General features: G+C 67.2%; 18 protein-coding genes. 8 read left to right on the top strand and 10 right to left on the bottom strand.

Annotated features, from left to right (window positions below; genetic code table 11):
* Nucleotides 1–480: 480 nt before the first annotated feature.
* The 4 genes from prmC to QW845_RS11790 all read right to left on the bottom strand — a co-directional run bounded on the left by prmC (nucleotide 481) and on the right by QW845_RS11790 (nucleotide 6,534).
* Entirely contained in the window at nucleotides 481–1,368 is an 888-nt protein-coding gene (prmC, locus tag QW845_RS11805) for a peptide chain release factor N(5)-glutamine methyltransferase (protein ID WP_315801738.1), read from the bottom strand.
* A gap of 193 nt (nucleotides 1,369–1,561) precedes the next feature.
* Complete coding sequence (gene prfA, locus QW845_RS11800) at nucleotides 1,562–2,647, bottom strand: peptide chain release factor 1 (RefSeq protein WP_315801737.1); 1,086 nt, start codon at nucleotides 2,645–2,647, stop codon at nucleotides 1,562–1,564.
* A 60-nt stretch (nucleotides 2,648–2,707) separates the two neighbouring features.
* Nucleotides 2,708–4,975 carry a phosphoenolpyruvate--protein phosphotransferase gene (gene ptsP, locus QW845_RS11795; protein ID WP_315715187.1) on the bottom strand — a complete coding sequence of 756 codons (2,268 nt, stop codon included), beginning with the start codon at nucleotides 4,973–4,975 and terminating at the stop codon, nucleotides 2,708–2,710.
* A 302-nt stretch (nucleotides 4,976–5,277) separates the two neighbouring features.
* The gene (locus QW845_RS11790; protein ID WP_315801736.1) at nucleotides 5,278–6,534 is read right to left on the bottom strand and encodes an aspartate kinase; all 1,257 of its coding nucleotides are present in this window, start codon (nucleotides 6,532–6,534) and stop codon (nucleotides 5,278–5,280) included.
* A gap of 159 nt (nucleotides 6,535–6,693) precedes the next feature.
* Between QW845_RS11790 and QW845_RS11785 the strand changes: the two genes are divergently transcribed.
* Together QW845_RS11785 and ubiG are read left to right on the top strand one after the other, a co-directional pair.
* Nucleotides 6,694–7,161: a PH domain-containing protein gene (locus QW845_RS11785; protein ID WP_315801735.1), complete on the top strand. Its 468-nt coding sequence runs from the start codon at nucleotides 6,694–6,696 to the stop codon at nucleotides 7,159–7,161.
* A 47-nt stretch (nucleotides 7,162–7,208) separates the two neighbouring features.
* Nucleotides 7,209–7,973 carry a bifunctional 2-polyprenyl-6-hydroxyphenol methylase/3-demethylubiquinol 3-O-methyltransferase UbiG gene (gene ubiG, locus QW845_RS11780; protein ID WP_409997904.1) on the top strand — a complete coding sequence of 255 codons (765 nt, stop codon included), beginning with the start codon at nucleotides 7,209–7,211 and terminating at the stop codon, nucleotides 7,971–7,973.
* Nucleotides 7,974–8,064: 91 nt separating this feature from the next.
* Here ubiG and QW845_RS11775 read toward each other — a convergent pair whose 3' ends face one another.
* The 4 genes from QW845_RS11775 to QW845_RS11760 all read right to left on the bottom strand — a co-directional run bounded on the left by QW845_RS11775 (nucleotide 8,065) and on the right by QW845_RS11760 (nucleotide 14,177).
* The gene (locus QW845_RS11775; RefSeq protein ID WP_315801733.1) at nucleotides 8,065–10,164 is read right to left on the bottom strand and encodes a S9 family peptidase; all 2,100 of its coding nucleotides are present in this window, start codon (nucleotides 10,162–10,164) and stop codon (nucleotides 8,065–8,067) included.
* Between the two features lie 8 nt (nucleotides 10,165–10,172).
* Complete coding sequence (locus QW845_RS11770) at nucleotides 10,173–11,360, bottom strand: pyridoxal-phosphate-dependent aminotransferase family protein (protein WP_315801732.1); 1,188 nt, start codon at nucleotides 11,358–11,360, stop codon at nucleotides 10,173–10,175.
* A 155-nt stretch (nucleotides 11,361–11,515) separates the two neighbouring features.
* A complete protein-coding gene (locus tag QW845_RS11765; RefSeq protein WP_315801731.1) occupies nucleotides 11,516–12,241 on the bottom strand; it encodes a thermonuclease family protein in 726 nt (241 codons plus the stop codon).
* 211 nt (nucleotides 12,242–12,452) lie between these two features.
* Entirely contained in the window at nucleotides 12,453–14,177 is a 1,725-nt protein-coding gene (locus QW845_RS11760) for a hypothetical protein (RefSeq protein WP_315801730.1), read from the bottom strand.
* A 430-nt stretch (nucleotides 14,178–14,607) separates the two neighbouring features.
* On the opposite strand from QW845_RS11760, the gene QW845_RS11755 reads away from it, so the two are divergent.
* Nucleotides 14,608–15,468, top strand: a complete 861-nt coding sequence (locus tag QW845_RS11755) for a caspase family protein (protein WP_315801729.1) — start codon at nucleotides 14,608–14,610, stop codon at nucleotides 15,466–15,468.
* Nucleotides 15,469–15,843: 375 nt separating this feature from the next.
* Here QW845_RS11755 and QW845_RS11750 read toward each other — a convergent pair whose 3' ends face one another.
* Nucleotides 15,844–16,722, bottom strand: a complete 879-nt coding sequence (locus tag QW845_RS11750) for an efflux RND transporter periplasmic adaptor subunit (RefSeq protein ID WP_409997898.1) — start codon at nucleotides 16,720–16,722, stop codon at nucleotides 15,844–15,846.
* A 202-nt stretch (nucleotides 16,723–16,924) separates the two neighbouring features.
* Between QW845_RS11750 and QW845_RS11745 the strand changes: the two genes are divergently transcribed.
* Complete coding sequence (locus QW845_RS11745) at nucleotides 16,925–17,902, top strand: L,D-transpeptidase (protein WP_315801782.1); 978 nt, start codon at nucleotides 16,925–16,927, stop codon at nucleotides 17,900–17,902.
* Between the two features lie 770 nt (nucleotides 17,903–18,672).
* On the opposite strand, the gene QW845_RS11740 is transcribed toward QW845_RS11745, so the two are convergent.
* The gene (locus QW845_RS11740; protein ID WP_315801728.1) at nucleotides 18,673–19,479 is read right to left on the bottom strand and encodes an N-acyl homoserine lactonase family protein; all 807 of its coding nucleotides are present in this window, start codon (nucleotides 19,477–19,479) and stop codon (nucleotides 18,673–18,675) included.
* 351 nt (nucleotides 19,480–19,830) lie between these two features.
* On the opposite strand from QW845_RS11740, the gene QW845_RS11735 reads away from it, so the two are divergent.
* From QW845_RS11735 to QW845_RS11720, 4 genes are all read left to right on the top strand, one after another.
* Nucleotides 19,831–21,381: a caspase family protein gene (locus QW845_RS11735; RefSeq protein ID WP_315801781.1), complete on the top strand. Its 1,551-nt coding sequence runs from the start codon at nucleotides 19,831–19,833 to the stop codon at nucleotides 21,379–21,381.
* 131 nt (nucleotides 21,382–21,512) lie between these two features.
* Nucleotides 21,513–22,190 carry an OmpA family protein gene (locus QW845_RS11730; protein WP_315801727.1) on the top strand — a complete coding sequence of 226 codons (678 nt, stop codon included), beginning with the start codon at nucleotides 21,513–21,515 and terminating at the stop codon, nucleotides 22,188–22,190.
* A 160-nt stretch (nucleotides 22,191–22,350) separates the two neighbouring features.
* Nucleotides 22,351–23,277: an efflux RND transporter periplasmic adaptor subunit gene (locus QW845_RS11725; RefSeq protein ID WP_315801726.1), complete on the top strand. Its 927-nt coding sequence runs from the start codon at nucleotides 22,351–22,353 to the stop codon at nucleotides 23,275–23,277.
* Complete coding sequence (locus QW845_RS11720) at nucleotides 23,277–26,429, top strand: efflux RND transporter permease subunit (protein WP_315801725.1); 3,153 nt, start codon at nucleotides 23,277–23,279, stop codon at nucleotides 26,427–26,429. Before QW845_RS11725 ends, QW845_RS11720 begins: the two co-directional genes overlap by 1 nt.
* Nucleotides 26,430–26,447: the final 18 nt, after the last annotated feature.

Raw genomic sequence — 26,447 nt, 5'->3', positions numbered from 1 at the left:
GAGAGCGTATTGAAATACCTTCGCTGGGCTCGGGCGCCTCGCGCGCGGTCCAAATGGTCCCATCCGACCCATGTCGGTTCCGACATGCCGGTTTGATCCATGCCGATGTGATCGACAGCCGATTCTCTCGACAAAAGCGCGTTCAAAACGCGTTCCCCACCCGCCAGCCCCTGGGACCGGCGAACCACGTCATTCAGCCAGCCAAGGCGACATGCGCCACGACCACCCAGTTTGCTTAGCGTAAGACCTCAAGTGCAAAGTCAGGCTTTCGTTCGCTTTGCAGTCGCGGGCTGCGCAGCCATCCGGCTCTCGCGCTCAGCAGATCTGCGTTCTGGAACCTATCGCCCGGCGTGGCTCTCTGGCATCTGACCGCGGCGGTGTTCCGTGAATACCGCTCGTCGTGGCCTGCACCGGTGCTGTGAATGGAACGTAGTCGCTCCCGGGGGATATTCCAAGAGCTTTTTCCGTATCCCCGGACCTTTACCGGAGCTTTTTTAGGCCCATGACGGTTCGGGGAATACCGGCCAGATCGGCCCGGATCGTGGAGGAATCGGCCGCCAGGCCAGCCCTCACCATCAATGCAGCGACGCCGTCACTCTGGCCAAGCCCGACCTCCACGATGACAGCGCCGCCTGGCCGAAGCAGGGCCGCTGCCTGCGGGATCAGCGCGCGGTAGGCGTCGAGCCCGTCCTTGCCTCCGTCCAGTGCGCGCAGCGGATCATGACTGCGCACCTCGACGTCGAGCTCGCTGATCTCGGACGACGGAATGTAGGGCGGGTTCGACACGATCAGGTCGAAGCCAGCGGACAGCGCTGCTGCATAGGAGCAGGCGACGAAGCCGGCGCGGTCGGCCAATCCGAGCGCGCGCGCATTGTCCCGCGCGGTGGCCAGCGCGCCCACGCTGATGTCGGTGCCGACGCCATGGGCCCGTGGCAGCTCGGACAGCAATGCCAGCAGGATCGCGCCGGAGCCGGTACCGAGATCGGCGATGCGCAAGGGGCGCGTCAGGGCGCCGCCGGCGGCGAGATGCTCGAGTGCCAGTTCGACCACGGTCTCGGTGTCCGGCCGCGGCACCAGCGTATCCGCCGAGAGCTGCAGCGGCAGGCCCCAGAACTCCTTGGCTCCGAGGAGGCGCGCCACCGGCTCGCCGACCAGCCGGCGTTGCACCAGCGCTTCCAGACGTTGCGCATCCTCGTGGGATAGCTGCCGTTGGCCATGCATTACGAGACCGGTGAGGTCGAGCTGAAGCGCATGGCCCAGAAGCAGCCGCGCATCGAGCTCCGGCGAATCGAGACCGGCGGCCGCAAAGCGGGCCGCAACCGCGCGCCGCGCCGAGTCGATGTTTGCGCCGGCGATGATCTCGGTCATCGCCCGCGCTCTCTCCACGGGTCATCCCCGCGAACGCGGGGATCCATACGCCGTGCCGTTGCGAGGCGGAAGGTCGGAGTTGCAGCCTTTGCCAGCCACGAATGCCTGTGGTGATGGGTCCCGGCGTTCGCCGGGACGACAGCTGATGTGCCGCAACACGGTCGCGCTTCGGTTGGCAGCGCGCAGGCGCCGCTCACGCCGCAGCGCCCTGCGCGGCAAGCTGTGCCGCCTGATGCTCCGTCGTCAGCGCGTCGATCAGTTCGCCCAGCGCTTCGCCCGCGATCACCTGCGGCAGCTTGTAGAGCGTCAGATTGATGCGGTGGTCGGTGACGCGCCCCTGCGGGAAATTGTAGGTGCGGATGCGCTCCGAGCGGTCGCCGGAGCCGACCTTCTCCTTGCGCTCGGCCGAGCGCGCCGCGTCGACCTTCTGCCGCTCGGCGTCGTAGATGCGCGACCGCAGGATGTTCATCGCCGAGGCGCGGTTCTTATGCTGCGAGCGGCTGTCCTGCATCATCACCACGATGCCGGTCGGAAGGTGGGTGATGCGGATCGCCGATTCGGTCTTGTTGACGTGCTGGCCGCCGGCGCCCTGCGCGCGCATGGTCTCGATGCGCAAATCGTCCTGCTTGATGTCGACGTCGACATCCTCGACCTCGGGCAGCACGGCGACCGTCGCCGCCGAGGTGTGGATGCGGCCCTGCGTCTCGGTATCCGGCACGCGCTGCACCCGGTGCACGCCGGATTCGAACTTCAGCTTGGCGAAGGCGCCGCGGCCCTGCACCTCGGCGATGATCTCCTTGTAGCCGCCGACGGTGCCTTCGGACGCCGAGATCACCTCGACCTTCCAGCCCTGCAGGGCGGCGAACCGTTCGTACATGCGGAACAGATCGCCGGCGAACAACGAGGCCTCGTCGCCGCCGGTGCCGGCGCGGATTTCGAGCACGACGTTGCGGTCGTCCATCGCATCCTTGGGCAGCAGCGCGACACGGATCTTCTGCTCGAGCTCGCCGCGGCGCGCGATCAGCTCGTCGCGCTCCGCCTCGGCCATCGCCCGCATCTCGGCATCGGTGGCGGGATCGGCGATCAGCGCCTCGGTGTCGGCGAGTTCTTTGACTCCTGCACGATAGGCCTTCACCGCGTCGATCAGCGGATTGAGCTCGGCGAGCTCGCGGGTGATCTGCACGTAGCGGTCGGAATTGACCTGGCCGAGCAGCTCCGCCTCGAGCGAGGCGTGATGCGCGAGCAGGACATCGAGTTTGGCTTCGGGAAGCGACGACATGTTGCAATCTGATCTGGGAACAAACGATACGGACGGAAGGCGGCCGGCGCGACAGGCCGGCTACAGCGCGAGGCCTTCGCTCTCGGCGAACTCGGTCAGCTTCTGCCGCATCGAGAAGCTGCCGGCCGGCGCGGCCAGCCATTCGGCCATCTTCGTCGCCGCCTTGCCGGCGTCGAGTTCGAGGATCATCGCCTTCACAGGGCCGTGCGCGGTGGCCGACAACGACAGCGAGCGGTAGCCGAGCGCGATCAGCGCCAATGCGCCGATCGGCTTGGAGGCCATCTCGCCGCACAGTGACACCGACCGTTTCGCCGCCTTGGCCTTGTGCACGATCTGCTGCAACGCCCGCAGGATCGGCGTCGACAGCGTGTCGAAGCGCTCGGAGACCTTGGCGTTGCCGCGATCGACCGCGAACAGGAACTGGAACAGGTCGTTCGAGCCGACCGAGATGAAATCGACCTTCGAAAGCAGCTCGTCGAGCTGATACAGCAGCGCCGGGACCTCGAGCATGGTGCCGACGTCGACGCGCTCCGGCAGCGTGTGGCCGTGCTGGCGCAGATAGGTCAGCTCGCGCTCGACGATCGCCTTGGCCGTGTCGAACTCGGCGACTTCCGAGATCATCGGGAACATGATGCGCAGCGAGCGGCCGCCGCCGGCGCGCAGCAGCGCCCGGATCTGGCCGCGCAGCAGGCCCGGACGGTCGAGGCCGAGGCGGATCGCGCGCCAGCCGAGCGCCGGGTTCTCCTCGATCACGGTCTCCATGTAGGGCAGCGCCTTGTCGCCGCCGATGTCCAACGTGCGGAACGTGACCGGCTTGTGGCCGGCGGCGTCGAGCACCGTGCGATACAGCGCCAGCTGGTCGCTGGAGCGCGGCAGGCTGGCGGACACCATGAACTGCAACTCGGTGCGGAACAGGCCGATGCCGGCGCTGCCGGTGTCCTCGATATGCGGCAGGTCGATGACCAGGCCGGCATTTATCATCAGCTCGACCGGCTGGCCGTCCTTGGTCACGCAGGGCTTGTTGCGCAGCTCGCCATATTGCGCCTGGCGGCGGGCGCGGAAGCGCACCCGTTCGGCATAGGCGGATTCGATCTCGGAGGACGGCCGAACGTAGATCGAGCCCGACGTGCCATCGACGATGATGGCGTCGCCGGGATCGGCGATGCCCGGCGCGTTCGGCACCTCGCCGACGGCGGGAATGCCGAGCGCACGGGCCACGATCGCGACATGCGAGTTGGCGGTGCCTTCCTCGAGCACGAGGCCGCGCAGCCGTTTGCGGTCGTAGTCGAGCAGCGCCGCCGGACCCATCGCGCGCGCGATCAGGATGGCGTTGTCGGGCAGGTGCTCGCGACGCGGCGCGTGGTCCTGGCCCACCAGCTGGCGCAGCAGCCGGTAGCCGAGATCCTCGAGATCGTGCAGGCGCTCGCGCAGATACGGATCGGTCGAGCGCAGCATGCGGGCGCGGGTGTCGGACTGCACGCGCTCGACGGCGGCTTCGGCCGTGAGGCCGGTCGCCACCGCCTCGTGCAGCTTGTGCGACCAGCCCTGATCGTTGGCGAACATGCGATAGGCTTCGAGCACCTCGCGGTGCTCGCCGCCATCGGCGACGTCACCGCGCTCCAGCATGCGGTCGAGGTCGGCGCGCAGCTTGAGCAGCGCGGCGTCGAGCCGCTTGATCTCCTTGGGCAGGTCCTCGGCGATGTAGTTGTTGATGACGACGCGCGGCTCGTGCAGCACGACATGGCCGAGCGCGATGCCATCGGAGAGCACCGTACCGGTCTTGTGGATCGAGTGCCGCGCCGCCGGCTCGGCGCCGGGCTGGGCGAGCGCTGCGAGCTCGCCGGAGGCGATCATCTCGGCGAGCACCATCGCGGTGGTCTGCAGCGCCTCGACCTCTTCCTCGACATAGGTGCGCTTGGCGCGGTTCTGCACCACCAGCACGCCGAGCGTGTTGCCGGCGCGCAGGATCGGCACGCCGAGGAAGGAGTGGTAGATCTCCTCGCCGGTCTCCGGGCGATACGAGAAGGCGGGGTGGCTCTGCGCGTCGTTCAGGTTGAGCGGCGTGGCCTCGCTGGCGACGAGGCCGACAAGGCCCTCATGCGCGCTCAGCACGGTCATGTGCACGGCGTCGCGGTTCAGACCTTCGGTAGCGTAGAGCTCGAGCGTATTGTCGACGCGCAGCACATAGACCGAGCAGACCTCAGCGACCATGTTGGCCGCGATCAGCACCACGATCTTGTCGAGCCGCTCCTGTGCCGAGACCTGCTCCGCCATGGTCTCGCGAAGCCGTCTGAGCAGGACGCGGGGGCCTCCCGACGCGCTTCGCATGTGGCACAATCCCCCTTCCTGGGGCCAGCCCGGCACGCGGCCGGATCTGGCGCTAAACTCGCGGCATCGAACAGCTTTCTCGATTCGGCACTATCGCACGCTCAGAGTGCCGGCCCGAACCAGAACAACCATCACTGGAGCACAGTTTGCGGCTGCCATCCTGCGATGGCGTATAGCGAATTAGGGCTTGTTTTGCCAAGCAAAACGCCTGCCACCGCGGGCGGCGTCAACGGCTTTCGAACGATCTTCGGCCCGTCCCGCTGTCACATAACGGGACAGGTGTGGTCGCGGAGGAGGATTTTCTAGGCCTGGTCCAGTCCGTAGAGCGTATGCAGCGTGCGGACGGCGAGCTCGGTGTAGGCGGCGTCGATCAGCACCGAGAACTTGATCTCGGAGGTCGTGATCGCGCGGATATTGATGTTGCGGGCGGCGAGCGCGGCAAATCCCTTGGCGGCGACGCCGGCATGGCTGCGCATGCCCGAGCCGATCACCGAGACCTTGGCAACGTCGGTCGCGGTATCCAGGCGCTGATAGCCGATCTTGTCCTTGGCCGCCGTGATGGTCTCGCGCGCGCGATTGTAATCGGTGGCCGGCACCGTGAAGGTGAGATCGGTGGTCTTGCCGTCTTCGGAGACGTTCTGGACGATCATGTCGACGTTGATGTTGGCATCCGCCAGTGGTCCGAAGATCGAGGCGGCAACACCCGGCTTGTCCTCGATCTGGCGCACCGAGATCTGGGCCTCGTCCTTGGAGAAGGCGATGCCGGTCACGACGTGATTTTCCATGATTTGTTCCTCGCTGCAGATCAGCGTCCCCGGCGGCTGGTTGGCGTGCGGGTCGATATCCTCGGGCTTGTCGAATGAGGAGCGGACAAAGATCGGCATGTTGTGGACCATGCCCAGTTCCACCGAGCGGACCTGGAGCACCTTGGCGCCCTGGGACGCCAGCTCCAGCATGTCCTCGAAGGCGATCTTGTCGAGCCGCTTGGCCTTCGGCACCACCCGGGGATCGGTGGTATAGACGCCGTCGACGTCGGTATAGATGTCGCAGCGGTCGGCCTTGATGGCGGCCGCGATCGCCACCGCCGAGGTGTCCGAGCCGCCGCGGCCGAGCGTGGTGATTCGCCCGGTTTCGGCGTTGATGCCCTGGAAGCCGGCGATGACCGCGACCTCCTTGCGGTCGCGAAAGCGCTGGATCAGCTCGGAGCCGTCGATATCGACGATTCGCGCCGAGGCATGGGCGTCGCTGGTCTTGATCGGGATCTGCCAGCCCTGCCACGAGCGGGCCTGGATGCCCATGCCCTGCAGCACGATCGCCAGCAGGCCGGACGTGACCTGCTCGCCCGAGGCCACGACGGCGTCGTATTCGCGCGCATCGTGCATCGGCGACGCCTCGGTGCACCAGGCGACCAGTTCGTTGGTCTTGCCCGACATCGCCGAGACGACCACGGCGACCTCATGACCGGCATCGACCTCGCGCTTGACGTGGCGCGCGACGTTGCGGATGCGGTCGATGTTGGCGACGGAGGTGCCGCCGAATTTCAGCACGAGGCGACCCATGACGACGCGCTCATTCCCATCAGGAGGATAAGTTGACCGGCTGAGCGCGAAACCGGAGGCGCGCCAGCCGAAACGCGCGTATACATAGCGCCGCGGCTGGGGGCAAGACGGTTCCTTGTGGTGACAGGGTCAGGTTAAGGGTCAGGTTAGAGGCTTGGAATGGCGCGTTACATCGACGAAATCCTGCAACCCGGCGAGAAGGTGCTGTATTCGACCAATGCGCACTGGATGTTCTACCTTCCGGCGATCGGGGCCTGGATCGTCGTGTTCGGATTGCTCGTCCTCACCCGCATGACCGTGAACGACAATCTGGTCATGCTGTGCCTGGCCACCGCCGCCGTCATCGCCATTGTTGCGCTGTATTGGACGGTCCGGGCCTGGTTCCATCGTCTCACCACCGAGACGGACGTCACCAATCGCCGCGTCGTGCACAAAACCGGTTTCATCAAGCGCCGTACCTTCGAGATGGCCCTCGACAAGGTCGAGAGCGTCGACGTCAACCAGACCATCATGGGACGGGTTCTCAATTACGGTGATGTCACCATCTTGGGTGTGGGCGAGGGCAAGGAAACCATTTCGACCATCGCGGAGCCGCTGGCGTTCCGGAACGCCATCACGGCGCGTTAGCCCGGTACGGCGCCGCAGCTTCGATCATTGAGTATTCAGCGATGACAATGCCTCAGGATTCCCGCAGCCCTTCTGTTCCCTCCGGCTCGACCGTCGATCCGGCCGAAATCGCGAAGTTCTCGAAACTGTCCGAGACCTGGTGGGACCCCAAGGGCAAGATGGCGCCCCTGCACAAGATCAACCCGCTGCGCCTGACCTATATCCGCGATGCCGCCTGCCGGAAATTCGAGCGCAACGCCAAGAGCCTCAACTGCCTGTCGGGGCTGCGCATGCTCGACATCGGCTGCGGCGCGGGATTGCTGTGCGAGCCGTTCACACGGCTGGGCGCGCAGGTCGTCGGCGTCGACCCCTCGGCCAGCAACATTGCCGCTGCCAGGCTGCATGCCGAGAAGGGTCATCTGTCGATCGACTACCGCTGCACCACGATCGAGGAGATGGACCCGCGCGAGCGCTTCGACATCGTGCTGGCGATGGAGGTCGTCGAGCACGTCACCGACGTCAGTGCCTTCCTCGGCCGCTGTGCCGCGGTGCTGAAGCCGGGCGGCATGATGGTGGTCTCGACCCTGAACCGCAACTGGAAGAGCTTTGCGCTCGCCATCGTCGGCGCCGAATACGTGCTGCGCTGGCTGCCGCGCGGCACGCACGAGTGGAGCAAGTTCGTCACGCCGGACGAACTGACCAAATACCTGCTCGACAACCGCCTGGTCATCACCGAGCAGAGCGGCGTCGTCTACAGCCCCTTCGCCGACCGCTGGAGCCTGTCGACCGACATGGACGTGAACTACATGGTGGTCGCCGAGCAGATGGTCTAGCCGGCGCGGTGTGCCCGGCTGCCGCTCCACAACCGGTGTCGATGGGGTGCGATCCCAAGCCACATCCGGCAATTGCCGGCGTCGGCCGCGCTCACGCCGTCCGATCCGCCAGCCCCACCGCCCACAGGGCGAACGCATAGACGATCGCGACCTCATCCAGCCGGTTGAAGCGCCCGGAGGCGCCGCCGTGGCCGGCGCCCATGTTGGTGCGCAGGATCACCGGACCGCCCCCGGTCATCGTCGCGCGCAGCCGCGCGATCCATTTCGCCGGCTCCCAATAGGTGACGCGCGGATCGGTCAGGCCGGCCATGGCCAGGATCGCCGGATAGTCCTTGGCCGCGACGTTGTCGTAGGGCGAATAGGACAGGATGGTGCGGAAATCCCTCTCGCTGTCGATCGGGTTGCCCCATTCGGGCCATTCCGGCGGCGTCAGCGGCAGGGTGTCGTCGAGCATCGTGTTCAGCACGTCGACGAACGGCACCTCGGCGACGATGCCGGCGAACAGCTCGCCTGCACGGTTGGCGACCGCGCCCATCAGCATGCCGCCGGCACTGCCGCCATGGCCGACGATGCGGCCGGCCGCTGTGTAGTTCGCCGTGATCAGCGCCCGGGCGCTAGCCGCGAAATCGTCAAAGCTGTTGGTCTTCTTCTCGCGCTTGCCGTCGAGGTACCAGCCCCAGCCCTTGTCGGTGCCGCCGCGGATATGGGCGATGGCGTAGACGAAGCCGCGGTCGACCAGCGACAGCCGGTTGGTGCTGAAAGACGCCGGCATCGCATGCCCATAGGAGCCGTAGCCATAGAGCAGCAGCGGCGCCGAGCCGTCGGCCTTGAAGTCGCGCCGGTGCAGCAGCGACACCGGCACCTCGGCGCCATCATCGGCCTTCGCCATGATGCGCGTGGTGACGTAGTCGGCCGGATTGTGCCCGGACGGAATCTCCTGGCGCTTGCGCAAGGTTTTCGCGCGCGTCACCATGTCGTAGTCCCACACCTCCGACGGCGTCGTCATCGACGAATAGGCAAAGCGCAGGTTGGTCGTATCGAACTCGTAGGAGCCCATCGCGTCGAGCGAATAGGCGCCCTCGTCGAAGGCGATCGCGTGCTCCTCGCCGGATGTCAGGTCGCGGATCACGATCGACGGCAGCGCGTTGGCGCGCTCCAGTCGCACGAGATGGCCCGCATAGAGATCGTGGTCGAGCACGTAGATGCCGGCGCGGTGCGGAATGAGGTCGCGCCAGTTGGCGCGCTCGGGCGTAGACAGCGGCGCGGTGACGATCTTGAAGTCGATCGCGCCATCGGCATTGGTCAGGATGAACAGCTCGTCGCCGCGGTCGGCGATCGAATATTGCACGCCGTTCTCGCGGGCGGCGACGAGCCGCGGCGGCGCCTCGGGATGGTCGAGATCGATCAGCCGCTGCTCGGAGGTCTCGTGGTCGCCGCCGGCGATGACGCAGAACCGGCCCGAGGTCGACTCGTGCACATGGGTGAACCAGCCGGTGTCCTTCTCCTCGTACACCAGCACGTCATCGGCCTGCCTGGTGCCGAGCTTATGCCGCCACACCTGCATCGGGCGGTGATTGTCGTCGAGCTTGACGTAGAAGAAGCTCGTGCAGTCGCGCGACCACACCGCGCCGCCGTCGGTCTCCTCGACGACGTCGGCGAGATCATCGCCGCCATCCCAGTCGCGCACGCGGATGGTGAAATATTCCGAGCCCTTGGTGTCGGCGCTCCAGGCGACGCGCTTGTGGTCGTGCGAATGCCGGCTGCCGCCGAACTTGAAATACTCATGCCCGCGCGCCAGCGCGTCGCCGTCGAGCCCGATGGTCTCCGCTCCGCCGTTGCGCGGCGTCCGGCAGAACAATTCGTGCTGGCCGCCCTCGCGGTACTTGCGGAAATAAGCGTAGGGCCCGTCCGGCGACGGCACCGAGGAATCGTCCTCCTTGATGCGGCCGCGCATCTCCGCGACGAGCTTCTTCTGCAGCGGTGAGGTGTGGCCGAGCACGGATTCCGCATAGGCGTTCTCGGCTTCGAGATAGGCGCGGATATCAGCATCCAGCAGCGACGGATCGTGCAGCACCTCCTGCCAGCGCGCGTCTTTCAGCCATGCATAGTCGTCCTGCACGGTGATGCCGTGGCGGGTGAAGCTGTGCTGATGGCGCGGCGCCACCGGCGCTGTTTTGCTGCTGTCTGTCATCTCGTCCTTTACGGGGTCACGCTCTCGCCGAGCCATTGGATCGCGGCGTCGAGGCCGCCGCGGCCGTGCGGGATCTTCAACGCCACCAGCGCCATTTCGATCACGCCGAGCGTGCCCAGCACCATCGGCGCGTTGACATGGCCCATATGGGCGATGCGGAACGCCTGGCCCTGCAGATCGCCGATCCCGGTGCCGAGCACGACGCCGCACTGCTCCTTGCAGTAGGTCTGCAGCACCGCCGGATCATGGCCGCCGCCGACCAGCACCGTGGTCACGGTGTTGGAGCGCTCGGCGGCGTCTGCGATATTGAAGCCGATCACCTGGCCCTCGCTCCACTTCGCCACCGCGCGTCGCACGGCCTCGGCGAGCAGCTCATGGCGGCGGAAGGCGTGCGGCAGCCCTTCGTCGAACAGCATGTCCATGGCCTGGCGCAGCGCGAACAAGAGATGCACCGGCGCGGTGCCGCCATATTTGCGATAGTGCTCGGTGCCCTCGCGCTCGCTCCAGTCCCAATAGGGCGTGCGCATGTTGGCGCGCTTGTGCGCCTCGAGCGCGCGGGCGTTCGCGGCGACGAAGCCGAGACCGGGCGGCGTCATCAGGCCCTTCTGCGAGCCGGACATCGCGACGTCGATGCCCCATTCATCCATCTCGAACGGCATGCAGCCGAGCGAAGCGACGGTGTCGACCATGTAGAGCGCCGGATGGCCTGCGGCCTTGATGGCGCGGCCGATCGCCTCGACGTCATTGACGACGCCCGACGCCGTATCGATCTGCGCCACCACGATCGCCTTGATGGAGTGCTCCTTGTCGGCGCGCAGCCGCGCCTCGACCTCGGCCGGCCGCACCGCGCGGCGCCAGTCGCCACGGAGCACTTCGACGTCGGCGCCCATCGCGCGTGCCGCATTGCCCCAGCCGATCGCGAAGCGGCCGCTCTCCAGCACCAGCACCTTGTCGCCGCGCGCCAGCACGTTGGAGAGCACGGCCTCCCAGGCGCCGTGACCGTTGGCGATGTAGATGTAGGTCTTGCCCTTGGTCGCGAACAGCCGGCCGAGGTCGGACATGATGCCGTCGGTCAGCTCGACCATCTGCTTGGAGTAGATGTCGAGCGCGGGGCGGTGCATCGCCTGCAGCACCTCGTCGGGCATCGTGGTGGGTCCCGGGATGGCCAGAAACTCCCGGCCCGCGCGAACGGTCATTGTCAGTGTCCTCGGCGATGTGGTTTGGCGGTTGAGGGTGGTCACGGGCTCTCGCACACGGCTGGCCCAGCGTCGTTTTACGTGGCGCGGCGCATTAAGAAAAGCCGGAGAAGCCGGGGGGCTGGCATGCCCCGGCAGGCCGGCGCGTCGGGCCGTCAGCGCCGCGTCTCGCGGCAGCCGGCGGCCTCCGCCTCCTCGACCGAGCAGAACCAGCGGGTGCCCTTGGCGACGTGCATCTTGATCTGCGCGTACCAGCGGCTCTTCGGCGTGTGATAGATGCACTCGCCGGCGCCGTTGACATTGCCCTTGATGGTGCAGTCCGGCGAGGGCGCGACCGGGCCCGAAGCCGAGGCGAGCAGGATCTTGCGCGCGCCCTCCGGCGGCTTGGTGGCGCCGAGGATCGCAGTCTTCTTGTTGCGCACGCGCCAGTCCCATGGTGCGATGAACGCGCCCTGCCACATGCCGGCCTTGGCGGCCCGCGCCTCTGCCTCATCGGGCTCGTAGTCGCGCGAGAGGGTGCGATAGGCCAGCGCCCAGCCGCTGCGCACCAGCCATTTCTGGATGTCCTCGCCGTCGACGTCGCAGCGCGCCACCTGGCGCCCGCGGCGATCGATCGAACGCGGATGACAGGTCCAGCTCTTGCCGTCCGCGTGCTTGATCAGCTCGTCACGCGCGGCCACGCCGCAGGTCCAGCGCTCGCCGTTCTTGTTGAGGCAGAGCTGATCCACGGAGGGCGCGTCGATGCCGCCGAGCCGGATGCGGGTGGCCCCGATCGTGATCCCGTCGGCCTCACGGATCTTGGGAATCCCGGTGATGTCGGCCGCGGACGCGACGGAGGGCAGCAGCAGGAGGAGCGCGAGCAGGGCTGGTTTCATCGACATCAACGGGCGCGGGTCGTCCTTGGGGATGGGCAATAGCAGCGATAGTGCGGCGGATCGCCCGCCAGTTCCAGCGCCGCGATTGCCTGAGTCGCTCAACTTCGCGCGATGGCGGCCGAAAGTAGGAGCCGAGCTATGGCCAAGGCGTCGCTCTGCTCCCCTCCCCGCAAGGGGGAGGGGAGCGCACCGCCCTTGCCGCCGAGATCGCGCTCGATCAGTTCACCGCCACCCGCCGGGCCAGCGCCAGGCCCATCAGCACAAACGCGGATGTCACCTCGGGGCCGCCGACCAGGATGCGGGTCGGGGTCTTCATCTTGTTCCACTCATAGGCGCGGTACGGATGGCGCCGGCCGCCCTCGCCGAACGACGTCACGATGCAATGCACCGCCGGCGCGAAGCTCGCTGCGGCGCCGCCGAGATGGCCGAGCGCGATCAGCGCGAGCGCCGCGTCGAACGGATTCATCTCGCGGCCGATCAGCTCGTCCTCGACATAGGCGAGCACGCGCAGGCGGATGAGCTCGAACGCGCCGTCGGGATCGATCGCCTGCCGCGCCGCCGGTGGCAGCGCCATGAAGGCGTGGTAGCAGCGGCCGAAATAGGCGCAGTACAGCTCCGGCAAATAATAGATGTGCGAGCGCGGATCGGCGAAGGCGCCGCTCAGCACCAGCCGCTGCTGGAAGCCGACGATCCGCCTGACGACGTCGAGCCTGCCTTGCGTCTCCAGGACCTGCCAGCGCTTGAGATTGCGGAACGAGACCTCGAGCACGTCGAGATTCAGCGTCGGATCGAGATCGTTGCCGTAGGGCCGCTCGCCGGCCAGGCTGTCGATCCAGGTCGCGATACCGCCTTCATAGTCGATGTTGTCGTTGATCGGCACCGTCACGCGCGGCTCGTTGCCGCCGGCGCGCACCTGGTAGCCCGCATAGAAATCCAGCAGCGGCTGGCTCAACATCGGATCGTCCGATCCGGCCTGCGTCGCCGCCGAGAACGAGCATGCCGTGGTGTCGCAATCCGGCACGTAGACGCCGAAGCCGAGGTCCTGCTTGATCTGGGTGAAGAAGCGCGAGAACCGCGGATGCGGATGCGGCGCCAGCGCGGTGACGACGTCGTAGCTCTTGCCGTCGGCGCCGCGCACCTGCTCGCGGCTGATGGTCAGGCAGAACTCGACCATCGCGGCGATGGCGCCGCGCGCCGCGCTCGTCTGCTCCGATGAGGCGAGGCCGGTCTCCAGATAGCTCAGCAGCGCCTCGGTGAAGAACGCGTCGTAATACGCCGAGCGGTGGCGGATCTGCACCGGCTCCCACATCGGTTCGGCGATGCCGCGCCACGGCGGATTGATCACCGCGGCCGCCGGCGAGCGCGCGATGAAGACGCGGGCGAGGTTGAACAGCAGGGTCGAGTTCTTGTAGCCGCGCGCGTCGAGCCCCTGCAGCGCCATCTGGACCTCGGAGCCCTTCATGTCGGGATCGCCGATCAGGTTGAAGGCGGCATAGGTCGGGATGAAGCCATTGCGGCTGAACGAGCCGAGCAGGTCGGCACCGCAGGCCCGGATCACCCGGTCGATCTCGCCGGCCGGCGGCATGGCCGCCGCCGCAGTCCGGCGCGGCGGGGCAGGGTGGTGCAAGGCGATGCTGTCGACGAGATCGGCGACCGGGCGGCCGATCTGCTCCCAGTCCGGCGTCGGATTGTCGCGGGCGAGAACCAGCGCGTCGCGCAGCGCATTGAGGCGAGCGGGATCGTTCAGCTCGGGCAGGCCGGCACGGCGCAGCAATGCGCGCAGCGCCGGGTTCCCCAGCGCGGTCCGGTAGAATTTCGACAGATGCGGGTCGCCGCTGCCGGGCCGGCGCAGGATGGGGTCGCAGACCTCGTACAGCGAGGGCCCATCCTTCCGGGCCGTCAGTGCGCGACAGGCCGCGCCGGCGAAATACTGGAAACTCAAGCGAGGACTCGCGGGTTGTCGGAGGCGGGACGAACGGCATGCGCTGCTCGAAACGCCCCACAAACGGCGCGCCGTGCGCATGCATGGGGCAAACTGACACGCTCGACCGCCAAAGACAACGTGACGGCGGTCACGGCGCGGGAGGCGGATTTGGCGGCAATGTGGCCTCCCGGCGGTCCGCCCAGGGCCGTTTGGAGATCGCCGCCATGGTTAAATTTGCGTTTCTCTTCAAGTGCTTGAAAAGTCAATGGTGTTCCGATGTTGCCCTGGGTGCTCGTTCGGGTTAATCCTTTCTTCGTTGCGGCGCCGCAATTTGCGCGCATTGGGACGACACATCGTCTCGCAACCCCTCAAACCTCAGAGGCGCCAGCGCGACCAAAGGGTGCACCCCTTTGGCATCGACGGGCAGGCTCGGACCAGGATTGACGTGATGACCGCAAGGCAGCCTTCTCTTTCCCGCCGATCGGCCGTGATCGCCGCCGCGCTTCTCTGCACGGTGTCGCTCGCGATCGGCGCGCATGCTGCCCTCAACAAGCGTTCGCTCGAGGCGCCCAAGGCGGCGGTCTCCGAGCAGAGCAGCGTGGCGACCGGCAACGGCGCGCGCCTCGCGCTCGTCATCGGCAATGGTCACTATCCCGATGCGAACGCGCCGCTGGTCCAGCCGATCAACGATGCCCGCGCGCTGACCGGCGCGCTGCGCCGCGACGGCTTCGATGTCGATGTCGTCGAGGATGCCAACAAGGACGACATGACCCGCGCGGTCGAGCGCCTCAAGGCCAGGATCAAGCCCGACTCGGTCGTGATGCTGTTCTTCGGCGGCTACGCCATCCAGGCGGGACGCGAGAGCTACATGATCCCGGTCGACGCCAAGATCTGGCGGGAAGCCGATGTGCGCCGCGAGGGCACCAGCATCGAGCGCCTGCTCGATACGGTCAGCGAGCAGGGCGCGCGCGCCAAGCTGGTGGTGATCGACGCCGCCCGCCGCAATCCCTATGAGCGCCGCTTCCGCGCCTATTCGCACGGCCTCGCGCCGATCAACGCGCCGGCCAATGCGCTGATCCTGTCGTCGGCGACGCCGGGCAAGGTGCTGGACGATCCGAAGGGCCAGAACAGCGTGCTGGTCAGCGAACTGCTGAACCAGCTCGGCAAGAGCCCGAGCGCCGAGACCGTGTTCAACAAGACCCGCAACGCCATCGCCCGCAGCTCCGACGGCGAGCAGGTGCCGACGGTCTCGTCCTCCCTGGTCGAGGACATCCGCTTCAGCGCCGACGTCGCCAACGCCGGCAGCTGAGGCCTGGGGTTTCCATCTCTCGTTCAATGCGTCTGACGCTCAGAGCGCCTGAGCGTTTGCCCCCCTCTCACCAAGCTGACGGTCAGCTCCCCTCCCCCTTGCGGGGAGGGGTTGGGGGTGGGGGTCCACGGGCGCCGCGCGTCGTTGGCTTGAGCCTTTGCTGCAAACATCCTGCTTTGGCGGATGCGGGAGCGATCCTCCCGCATGGCGCTGCCTTGGATCGCTGAAAACCTCCCAGGAGCTGGCTCGCAAATCACGTCGAGCGCGACTCGGAGAACCCCCACCCCCGACCCCTCCCCGCCAGGGGGAGGGGAGCCGACCGCCACTGGCGCGACCTCCCCATTTCATCCGTTCCGCAGGACTCGGCCGCCGCCCTCAATTGCTCGCCATCACCGGCCGCACCGGGTCGCCCTCGCGCAGCAGCGCGCCGGCGCGGGTGACGACGACGTCGCCCTCGGCGAGGCCGTCGCGGATCTCGACCTGGCCGCCGGCCATCAGGCCGATTTCGACCCGCTTGGTCTCGATGCGCTGGGCGCGCACCACCTGCACCACGGTGCCGTCCGGATCGTACAGCACGGCGGTCAGCGGCACCGCGACGCCGCAGCTCTGGCCGATCTTGATCACGGCGCGGCCGAACGAATTCACCAGCAGCCGCGCCGTGCCGTTGATGCCGATGAAGGCCTGGCCGAGCTGGCTGTTCGGCTCGACGGTGGGCGCCACCCTTCGGATCTTGCCTTCGACCTCGCCGGCCCCGACGATGCGGATCCGCGCGGTCTGGTTGACCGCGAGCTTGCCGAGCTGCGCTGATGGCACCAGGCCGACGAGATCATATTCGTTGCGGGCGAGAATGGAGAACAGCGCCTCGCCGCGGCCGGAGGCGAAGGCGCCGATGGTGGCGCTCGACGACAGGATTGTGCCCGCGACCGGCGCCTGGATCATGATCGTGCCGCCCTCCGGCGGCGTCAGCCGCGCCAGGTTCTGCCCGGCCGTGACGCTGTCGCCGGCATCGACCAGCACCTCCGCGACCTTCAGTCCGGGACGGTCGGGCCTGACGGCGGTCTCGTTGCGCGCCAGCACCATGCCGGACACCTCGACCGTGTTGTCGAAGCAGGCCTTGGTCGCCTTGAGCACGCTGACCGCGGCGCCCTTCGGTGCGCTGTCGTCGGCTGCCAGCACCGGCTGGATCAGGGCCAGCACGCCGGCCGCGGCCAATAGCGGCATCCGGCGCATCGTGGCAATTGCGGCATGTCGCATGCGAAACCGATCCTCGCGAACTCACGTCAATTGAACGGCTGAAGTCGGGATAGCAGACGTGCAGCCGCCGGGCCAGCCGACCCGCGTCCCTGGTAGTCGCGCCAGCATGCTGCGACGTTCAGCGGAGGACCCCCGAACTTTCTCGGCAGGGTCCACGTTGACGCTGCCGAATGTCGGCCATCTCTATTTGGGACTCACGATCATGCTTCGGCTCTGGATACCACTTCTGCTCTGCGCCGCCCTCGTCACGCCGGCGGTCTCCGCCGAGCTCACCGCCGACGCCGTCAACGGCGCGGAGCTGCGCAAGCGGCCGCCGGCCGAGGAGAAGATGGACCCGGTGGCGATCCGCGCCCAGGTGCTGCTCGATCGCGCGCGTATCTCGCCCGGCGAGATCGACGGCCGCTTCGGCGACAATGCGCGCACGGCGCTCGCCGCGTTCGCGCGCGCCAAGGGGCTTGCCGGGGATGCGAAGCTGACGCCCGAGCTGTGGGACGCGCTGCTGCGCGGCGACCAGGCGCCGGCGATCGTCTCCTACACCATCACCCGCGACGATGTGAAAGGGCCGTTCCTGAAGAAGCTGCCGCAGCACATGGAGGACATGAAGGACCTGCCGGCGCTCGGCTACACCTCGCCGCGCGAGGCGCTGGCCGAGAAATTCCACATGAGCGAACAGCTGCTGTCGGCGCTCAATCCGAAGGCCAGCTTCGACAAGGAGGGCGAGCAGATCGCCGTCGCCAACGTGATCCGGCCGGACGACAAGGCGCCGGAGATCATGCGGCTCGACATCAGCAAGGACGCCGGCACGGTGCAGGCATTCGACAAGGACGGCAGGCTGGTGGCGGTGTTTCCGGCCACCGTCGGCAGCGAGGAGAAACCGACGCCCGACGGCACCTTCAAGGTCACCTCGCGCGATGCCGATCCCAACTACCGCTACAATCCGGACTACGAGTTCAAGGGCGTCAAGTCGCGCAAGCCGTTCACCATCAAGCCCGGCCCGAACAATCCGGTCGGCGCCTATTGGATCGGCCTGTCGGTCGGCAACGGCTACGGCATCCACGGCACCGCCGAGCCGTCCAAGGTCGGCAAGTCGGAATCCCACGGCTGCGTCCGCCTGACCAATTGGGACGTGCGCTTCCTCGGCGACCACCTGTCGAAGAAGGCGAAGGTGGAGCTGCATTGAGCGGGCGCGGTCGTTGCGACGCAGGGTGGGCAAAGGTGCGCGACGCCGTGAGCGCCGCGCTCGACCCATTGCGCGCTGTGCCCACCATTCTCATCAGCCGTGATGCTGATGGTGGGCACGCCGCGCGGCAATCGTGCAAGACGCGAGGGCATGCCAGCGCCTTTGCCACCCTGCGAGTCTGGCCCGTCTCCAGCGCGCAGCGGCCGATTTGTCGAGCAATCCCAAGCTGATTTGCCCTGTCCAGATCTTCGGTAAAAAAGAATTCCCTTGCGCCGTCGGGCAAATCAGGTGGAGACTTCCGCCCGTCCCGCCTCATTGAAAAGGGGCGCTCGCGAACGTCACGACGCGTTGGGGTGGGATGCGATGGCCGCGAGATGGCGCAGCGTGCTCGGCACGCGGACGTACGCCATGCCGCGGACGGTGAAGTCGCAGGGTCCTGGCCTCCCGACGCTGAGGTCCGCGCAACGTGCGTGATGCGCGCGTTGTCGCCACGGTGGCAAACAAGCCGGTCACCGGGGAGACTGCGTATAAATCGTAAAGCCATCGCGCAGGGAGGGCCGGGTCGTTCCGGCTGTACCTGTGGTTCTGCCGCCTGCATTTTTTCTCGCAGGCGGGCCGCAGGCCTCAGCCGAGGCCTGGCTCTCCCTGCGCCCTCTCTTGAAGAGGGTGTCTCGATGAGTAAAGCTCGGACGCGAAAAGCGCCGCGAGACCGCGGCCGTGCGGCCGCGTGGGCTGTTTGACAATTACATCAGAAGTACAGGTCTCCGCCGCTACCTCGCAAACGACCGCGACGGTGCGACATGCAGCGCATAGACGTCGAGCTTGTCGCTCACCCGAGGATACAACTCCGTCACCAGCGGATCATGGCCCGGGATGAAGCGGTCGGGATGGCCGGCGAGGCGCTCGATGATCTCCCAGCCCTGCGCCATGTCGCCGATGTTGTAGACGATCGGAAACGGGCTGCGGCGCTGCAGATTGGCGTAGTAGTGCGCGGCGTCGGAGGCGAGCACGACGGGGCCGCGCGCGGTCTCGACGCGCACCACCTGCAGCCCGTCGGAATGGCCGCCGACCCGGTGCACGGTGACGCCGGGCGCGACCTCGCCGTCGCCGGCGTGGAAGGTGACGCGCTCGCCATAGACGTGGCGCACCATGGTGGTGACGTGCTCGACCGTGAACGGGTAGCGCAGCATGCCGTTGCACATGCAGCGGCCGGTGGCATAGGCCATCTCGCGCTCCTGCAGATGAAAGCGCGCGTTCGGGAAGCGGTCGAGATTGCCGGCGTGGTCGTAGTGCAGATGGGTGACGATGATGTCGCGGATGCCGGCGGCGTCGACGCCGAACGAAGCGAGCGCATCGATCGGATCGCGCGTCAGGGTGCGGTGGCGGATCTCGGCCTCCGCGGCGTTGAAGCCGGTGTCGACCAGGATGTCGCGCCCGTCAGTCCGGATCAGCCACACGAAATAGTCGAGGTCCTGCGCCGTGCTGTCGTGCGGATCGGGCTGCAGGAAGTTCATGTGCGGCGTGCGCGGCGACATCGTCGCATAGCGCAGCGCGTAGATCTCGGTGGCGTTCCCCATGATGACCTTCTCGTTGGTTGGGCACGGCAACCATCGAGCCATCGGCAGGCATCGAGGTCAATCGCATCGAGGTCAATCGCGGCGCGCGTCGAACCGGACGGTGCGCTGCCGCGACACAGCGTGAGGCATCTCACATTGCAAGACATTGGGATCGTTGCATGGTCCGCTCGTGTCATCGCCCGCAGCTCGCAACAGGCTCCTGCGGGCGGTCGCCGCCTCAGATGATTCTTCAACCGCTGCAAGCGGTTGACGGACCGTCACGGCGATTTGATAATGCCTGACGCGTGGGATATGGTCGCCGCGGCGCAAGCTGGACGGCGCCTGATTGCTGACCGCTGGACCGCCATCGTGATGACTTTCCGCCTGCTGCTGCCGCTCGGCCTGATGTTCTCCGTCGTGTTCTCGGCCGTGGTCTCCTGGCCCGCGCGCGCGGCCGGCGACCGCTTCGCGCTGGTCATCGGCAATGCGAAATATCCGGATGCCGAGGCGCCGCTCAAGGAACCGGTCAACGATGCCCGCGACCTCACCGACGAGTTGAAGCGCGACGGTTTCAGCGTCGAGACCCTGGAGAACGCCGGCGGCGACGCGATGCGCCGCGGCCTCGACCGGCTCTATGGCAAGCTCAAGCCGGGCTCGGTGGCGCTGCTGTTCTTCTCCGGCTACGGCATCCAGTCGAGCCGGCAGAGCTACATGATCCCGGTCGATGCGCAGATCTGGCAGGAGGCCGACGTGCGGCGCGACGGCATCGGCCTCGAGCAGGTGCTGCAGGAGATCAACAGCCGCGGCGCCGGCGTGAAGATCGCGCTGCTCGATGCCTCCCGGCGCAATCCCTATGAGCGCAGGTTCCGCACCGCCTCGGCTGGGCTCGCGCCGGTCATCGCACCGAGCGGTACTTTGGTGATGTACTCGGCCGCGCTGTCCGCCGTCGTGTCGGATAGCGGCCGGGATCACAGCCTGTTCGTGCAGGAGCTGCTGAAGGAGATCCGCGTTCCCGACCTCACCGCAGAGGAGACGCTGAACCGCACCCGCGTCGGCGTGACCCGCGCGTCGCGCAGCGAGCAGGTGCCGTGGATCTCGTCGTCGCTGGCGGAGGACTTCTCCTTCGTGCCGGGCAATGGCGGCGTCAGGCCGCCGCAGGCCGAGAGCAATGCCGCGCCGATTCCGGCACCACCTGTCCCTGCGCCGACCCCGACGCAGGTCGTGGTGGCACCGCCGGTGCCGTCGCCGCTGCCGCCGGCTCCGCCCGCGCCGCAGCCGACGCCGGTGCAGAAGGTGGATACTCCGCCGGCACCGCCGGTTGCTCCGGCGCCGCCGGCGCCCGCGCCATCTCCCGTGATCGCGAACGTGGCGCCCGCCGCGCCTGCTGCGCCCGCGGCCCCCGCCGCTCCGGCGGAGGATGCGTTTGCCGACGATCCCACGATCAAGAGCCTGACCGCCAAGATCGCGGCCAATCCGGAGGATGCCGGCGCGCTGTATCGGCGCGGCCAGGTGTATGCGAGCAAGGGCGCCTACGCGCAGGCGATCCGCGATTTCGACGACACCATCCGGATCAATCCGAAGGACGTCGAGGCGCTCAACAACCGCTGCTGGGCCCGCACGGTCGTCGGCGAGCTGCAGCCTGCGCTGCGCGACTGCAACGAGGCGCTGCGGCTGCGGCCGAATTTCGTGGACGCGCTCGACAGCCGCGGGCTGGTCAACCTCAAGAGCGGCGCGGTCAAGAACGCCATCGCCGATTTCGATGCGGCGCTGAAGATCAATCCGCGCCTGACGTCATCATTGTACGGCCGAGGTCTCGCCAAGCAGCGTAACGGCGCCGCGCAGGAGGGCGCGCTCGACATCGCCAACGCCAAGGCGATGGACCCCAACATCGTCCGCGAGTTCGAAGCTTACGGCGTGCGCTGATTTGTTGCGCGCGTCGGCCGGCCGGCTCGAACCATGCGGCAGGCCGGACCGACATAACAGCGAACAGCCGGGTGTCGCGTGTGGGCGCGGCGGAGACCGGGACGATCAGTTCGCGTGAGGAGGGATTGGCAATGACCGCACCGAAAACGAATTCGACCATGACCGCCGGCTTGACGGCTCTCCTGGCCGCGACGGTCCTGAGCGCAGCCGCGTCGCTCGTCGCGATGCCGGCCTTCGCCGCCGATGACGTCAGCGAGGATCAGATCGTCCGCGCCCTGGCCGGGCAGAAGAAGCCGCTGACCCGGGGGCTGTCGATGTCGCCGCCGTCGGAGGCTGCGCCCGCGGTTTCGCCGGAGCAGGACAAGTTCCTGCAGAGCATTCGCGGCCGCTCGACGCGGTCGCTGTCATCAGCCGAGCGCGAGGAGATCGCGGCGGTCGCCAAGACCAAGCCGAACATCGATCTCGAGATCACCTTCGACTACAACTCCGCCAACATCAGCCAGAAGTCGCTGCCGTCGGTGCAGGCGCTCGGCCGGGCGCTGACCAACGCCGAGCTGAAGGGGTCGACCTTCGTCGTCGCCGGTCATACCGATGCCGCCGGTGGCGAGGCCTACAATCAGGACCTGTCCGAGCGGCGCGCCGATTCGATCAAGCGCTATCTGGTCGAGAAGTTCGGCATCGCCGGCGCCGACCTGGTGACGGTGGGCTACGGCAAGAGCAAGCTGAAGGATCCGAGCCAGCCGCTCGCCGAGGTGAACCGCCGCGTCCAGGTCGTCAACATGCAGAGCAAGACGGCGGCGGCCAAGTAGCGCCGCGTCCATCAAGCGCCGTCGGAGGTCGCGTGGCCGGAGATCGAGGTGGCCGGATGCGTCCCGCAGGATTGCGGGGCGCATCGCCTTGTCGGAGCGTCCCGCGCCAAATTCGCAGCATCCATAACCCGCATCTCGCGCCGACCGGATCCCCCTGCCGATGAAGCTGCCAAAATCCCTTAAAACCGCGGCCAGCGCGATCGTCTTCGTGGCCCTGGTCGCCGGCTATTACTGGTACGAGCATCGTCCCCATCACACTGCCGAGGAGCCGCCGATGCAGGCCCAGGTGCTGGTGACCAAGGCGGTGAAGGCCTGCTTCTCGGATCTCGTGCGCGTCACCGGCTTCGTCGTGGCCCGCCGCGAGGCGGTGGTCGGCGCCGATCAGGAGGGATCGCGGGTCATCGACGTTCTGGTCAAGGAGGGCGACACCGTCACCGAGAACCAGGAGCTGGCGCGCCTGACGCCGCCGCCGCAGCAGCCGGGAGCGCCGGCAGCGGCCGCGAGCCGGCCGGTGTCGCTGCGTGCGCCGGCCGCAGGACTCGTCACCGAGGTCCGCACGATCGCCGGTGCGCCGGCCTCGCCGCAGGCCGGCCCGATGTTCCGCATCGCCGTCAACAACGAGCTGGAGCTCGACGCCGAGGTTCCGAGCGTTCATCTCCTGAAGCTCGGCACGGGCGCGCCGGTGCGCATCACCCGTGACAACCTTCCCGACATTGTCGGCCGCCTGCGCGTGGTGGCGCCGCAGGTCGACCGGACCACCCAGCTGGGCCATGTGCGCATCGCGCTGACCAGCAATCCGTCGCTCAAGCCCGGCATGTTCGCGCGCGCCAATATCGATGCCCGGCGGAGCTGCGGCGTCGCCGTGCCCAATACGGCGATCGATCATCTCACCATCCAGGTCGTGAAGGGCAACACGATCGAGACCCGCCGGGTGCGGGTCGGCCTGGTGTCGGATACGTCGAGCGAGATCCTCGACGGGCTGACAGAGGGAGAAATCGTGGTGGCCGACGCCGGCAGCTCGCTGCACGATGGCGACCAGATCAAGACCATGTTTGCCGAAGACATCGATCGCACGCGGGTACGCTGATGGCACTGAATATTTCGGCATGGTCGATCCGGAACCCGCTGCCGTCGATCCTCTTCTCCATCATCCTGCTGATCCTGGGCTGGATGAGCTTCACCAAGCTCGCGGTGACGCGGCTGCCGAACGCCGACATTCCGGTGATCTCGGTCGCGGTGGCGCAATTCGGCGCGGCGCCGTCGGAGCTTGAATCCCAGGTCACCAAGATCATCGAGGACGGCGTCTCCGGCGTCGAGGGTGCGCGCCACATCCAGTCGCTGATCACCGACGGCCTGTCGGTGACGACGATTACGTTTGCGCTGGAGACCAACACCGATCGCGCCATCAACGACGTCAAGGACGCCGTCACCCGGGTCCGTTCCGACCTGCCGCAGAACGTCACCGAGCCGCTGATCTCGCGCGTCGACAAGATCGGGCTGCCGATCGTCACCTATGCGGCGATCTCGCCGGGCAAGACCCCGGAGCAGCTGTCGTTCTTCGTCGACGACGTGGTCAAGCGCGAGCTGCAGGGCGTGCGCGGCGTCAGCCAGGTCGAGCGCATCGGCGGCGTCGAGCGCGAGATTCTGGTCTCGCTCGATCCCGACCGTCTGCAGGCCATGGGCCTCACGGCGGTCAATGTCAGCCAGAGCCTGCGCGGCACCAATGTCGACGTCGCCGGCGGCCGCGCCGAGATCGGCAAGAACGACCAGGCGATCCGTACGCTCGCCGGCGCCAAGACGCTGAACGAGCTGTCGAACACGATGATTCCCTTGTTCGGCGGCGGCGAGGTCCGGCTCGCCGATCTCGGGACGGTCACCGACACGATCGCCGACCGCCGCACCTTTGCGCGCTTCAACGGCGAGCCGGTCGTGGCGCTGGGCATCAAGCGCGCCAAGGGCGCCAGCGACGTGGTGGTCGCCGCCGCGGTGCAGAAGCGCATCGATCAGGTCAGGGCCGCCCATCCCGATGTCGAGCTGAAGCTGATCGATACGTCGGTCGATTTCACCAAGGGCAATTACGAAGCGGCGATCTCGACCCTGTTCGAGGGCGCGATCCTCGCCGTCATCATCGTGCTCTTGTTCCTGCGTGACTTCCGCGCCACGGTGATCGCGGCCATCTCGCTGCCGCTGTCGATCTTTCCGGCATTCTGGGCGATGGATATTCTCGGCTTCTCGCTGAACATGGTGTCGTTCCTGGCGATCACGCTGTCGACCGGCATTCTGGTCGACGACGCCATCGTCGAGATCGAGAACATCGTGCGCCACATGCGGATGGGGAAGTCGCCCTATCGCGCGGCGCTCGATGCCGCGGACGAGATCGGGCTCGCGGTCATCGCGATCAGCCTCACCATCATCGCGATCTTTGCGCCGGCCAGTTTCATGTCCGGCATCGCCGGACAGTTCTTCAAGCAGTTCGGCATCACCGTCTCGGTGCAGGTGTTCTTCTCGCTGCTGGCGGCGCGCTTCGTCACGCCGATGCTGGCGGCCTACTTCCTCAAGCATCACGACCATGACGATCCGCCGCCCGGATTCATCCTGCGTGCGTATCAGCGCATCGTCACATGGTCGGTGAAGCACTACTTCATCACGGTCCTCCTCGGCATCGGCATCTTCGCGGGCTCGATCTGGAGTACGACCCTGCTGTCGCAAGGGTTCCTCCCGGCGCAGGACGCAGCGCGATCGCTGCTCGCGATCGAGCTGCCGCCCGGCGCGCAGCTCGCCTACACCGAGAAGGTGACGGAGGACATCGTCGCACGCCTGCGCAAGCGGCCCGAGGTCCGCAGCGTGTTCGTCGACGGCGGCCGGCTTCAGGGCGCGATGGAGGTTCGCCGCGCCGGGATGATCGTCAACTACACGCCGAAGACCGAGCGCAAGATCACCCAGAAGGAGCTCGAGCTCGAGATCACCAAGGATCTCGAGAGCATTCCGGACATCCGCTTCTGGTTCACCGACGAAAATGGTCTGCGCCCGATCAAGCTGGTGCTGACGGGCTCGGATCCCAAGCTGGTCGACAACGTTGCCAGCGAGCTCGCGTCGCAGATGAAGCGGATTCCGATCATCTCCAACGTCGTGTCGGACACCTCGCTCGACCGGCCGGAGTTGCGGGTGCAGCCGCGCGCCGACCTGGCCGCGCGTCTGGGCGTGTCGACAGAAAGCCTGTCGCAGACCATCCGCGTCGCCACGATCGGAGATGTCGGTCCCGCGCTGGCAAAATACGATGCCGGCGGCCGCCTCGTCCCGATCCGGGTGCAGCTCGAGGATGCGGCGCGCAGCGACGTGAAGATCCTCGAACAGTTGCGGGTGCCGCTCGGGCAGTACGGCGAAAAGGGCGGTGTGCCGCTGGCGGTGGTCGCCGATATCAAGCTCGATCAGGGCCCGACCAGCATCAGCCGCTACGATCGCGGGCGGCAGGCCACCGTCGCGGCCGACCTCGTCGGACTTGCGGCGCTCGGCGATGCGACCAGGCAGATCGACGAGCTGCCGGTCAGAAAGAGCATGCCGGCCAGCGTCAAGCTGATCCCTTCGGATGATGCCGAGAGCCTGAACGAGCTGGCGTCCGGCTTCATCACGGCGATCACGGCAGGGCTGATGATCGTCTACGCCGTGCTGGTGCTGCTGTTCGGCACCTTCCTGCAGCCGATCACGATCCTGTTCTCGCTGCCGCTGTCGATCGGCGGGGCGATCGGCGCGCTGATGCTGACGGGCAAGCAGCTCACGATCCCGGTCTATATCGGCATGATGATGCTGATGGGCATCGTGACCAAGAACGCGATCATGCTGGTCGAGTTCGCGGTCGAAGCGATTCATGCCGGTGTCAGGCGCGACGAGGCGATCATCGACGCCGGCATGAAGCGGGCCCGTCCGATCGTGATGACCACGATCGCGATGGTCGCCGGCATGATGCCGAGCGCGCTCGCGGTCGGTGCCGGCGGCGAGTTCCGCTCGCCGATGGCGCTCGCGGTGATCGGCGGCCTGGTGTTCTCGACCGTGCTGTCGCTCTTGTTCGTGCCGGCGATGTTCCTGGTGATGGACGATGTCGGCGCGTTGTTCGCCCGCCTCGGCCGCAAGCTGATCGTCTCCTCCGGCGAGACTGCCGACGAGGCGCAGTCCGGCCATGGGCCGGAGGCGGGGCATCAGCCAAAGCCGCCGCCGTCGGCGATGTCGCCGGCTGCGGAATGAGATGAGTGCTGGAACGTG

The sequence above is a fragment of the Bradyrhizobium sp. SZCCHNS3002 genome, from assembly GCF_032377435.1.
Taxonomy (GTDB): Bacteria; Pseudomonadota; Alphaproteobacteria; order Rhizobiales; family Xanthobacteraceae; genus Bradyrhizobium.
Note: the sequence above shows the minus strand (reverse complement) of the source record. Positions and strands in the feature narration are given on the sequence as shown.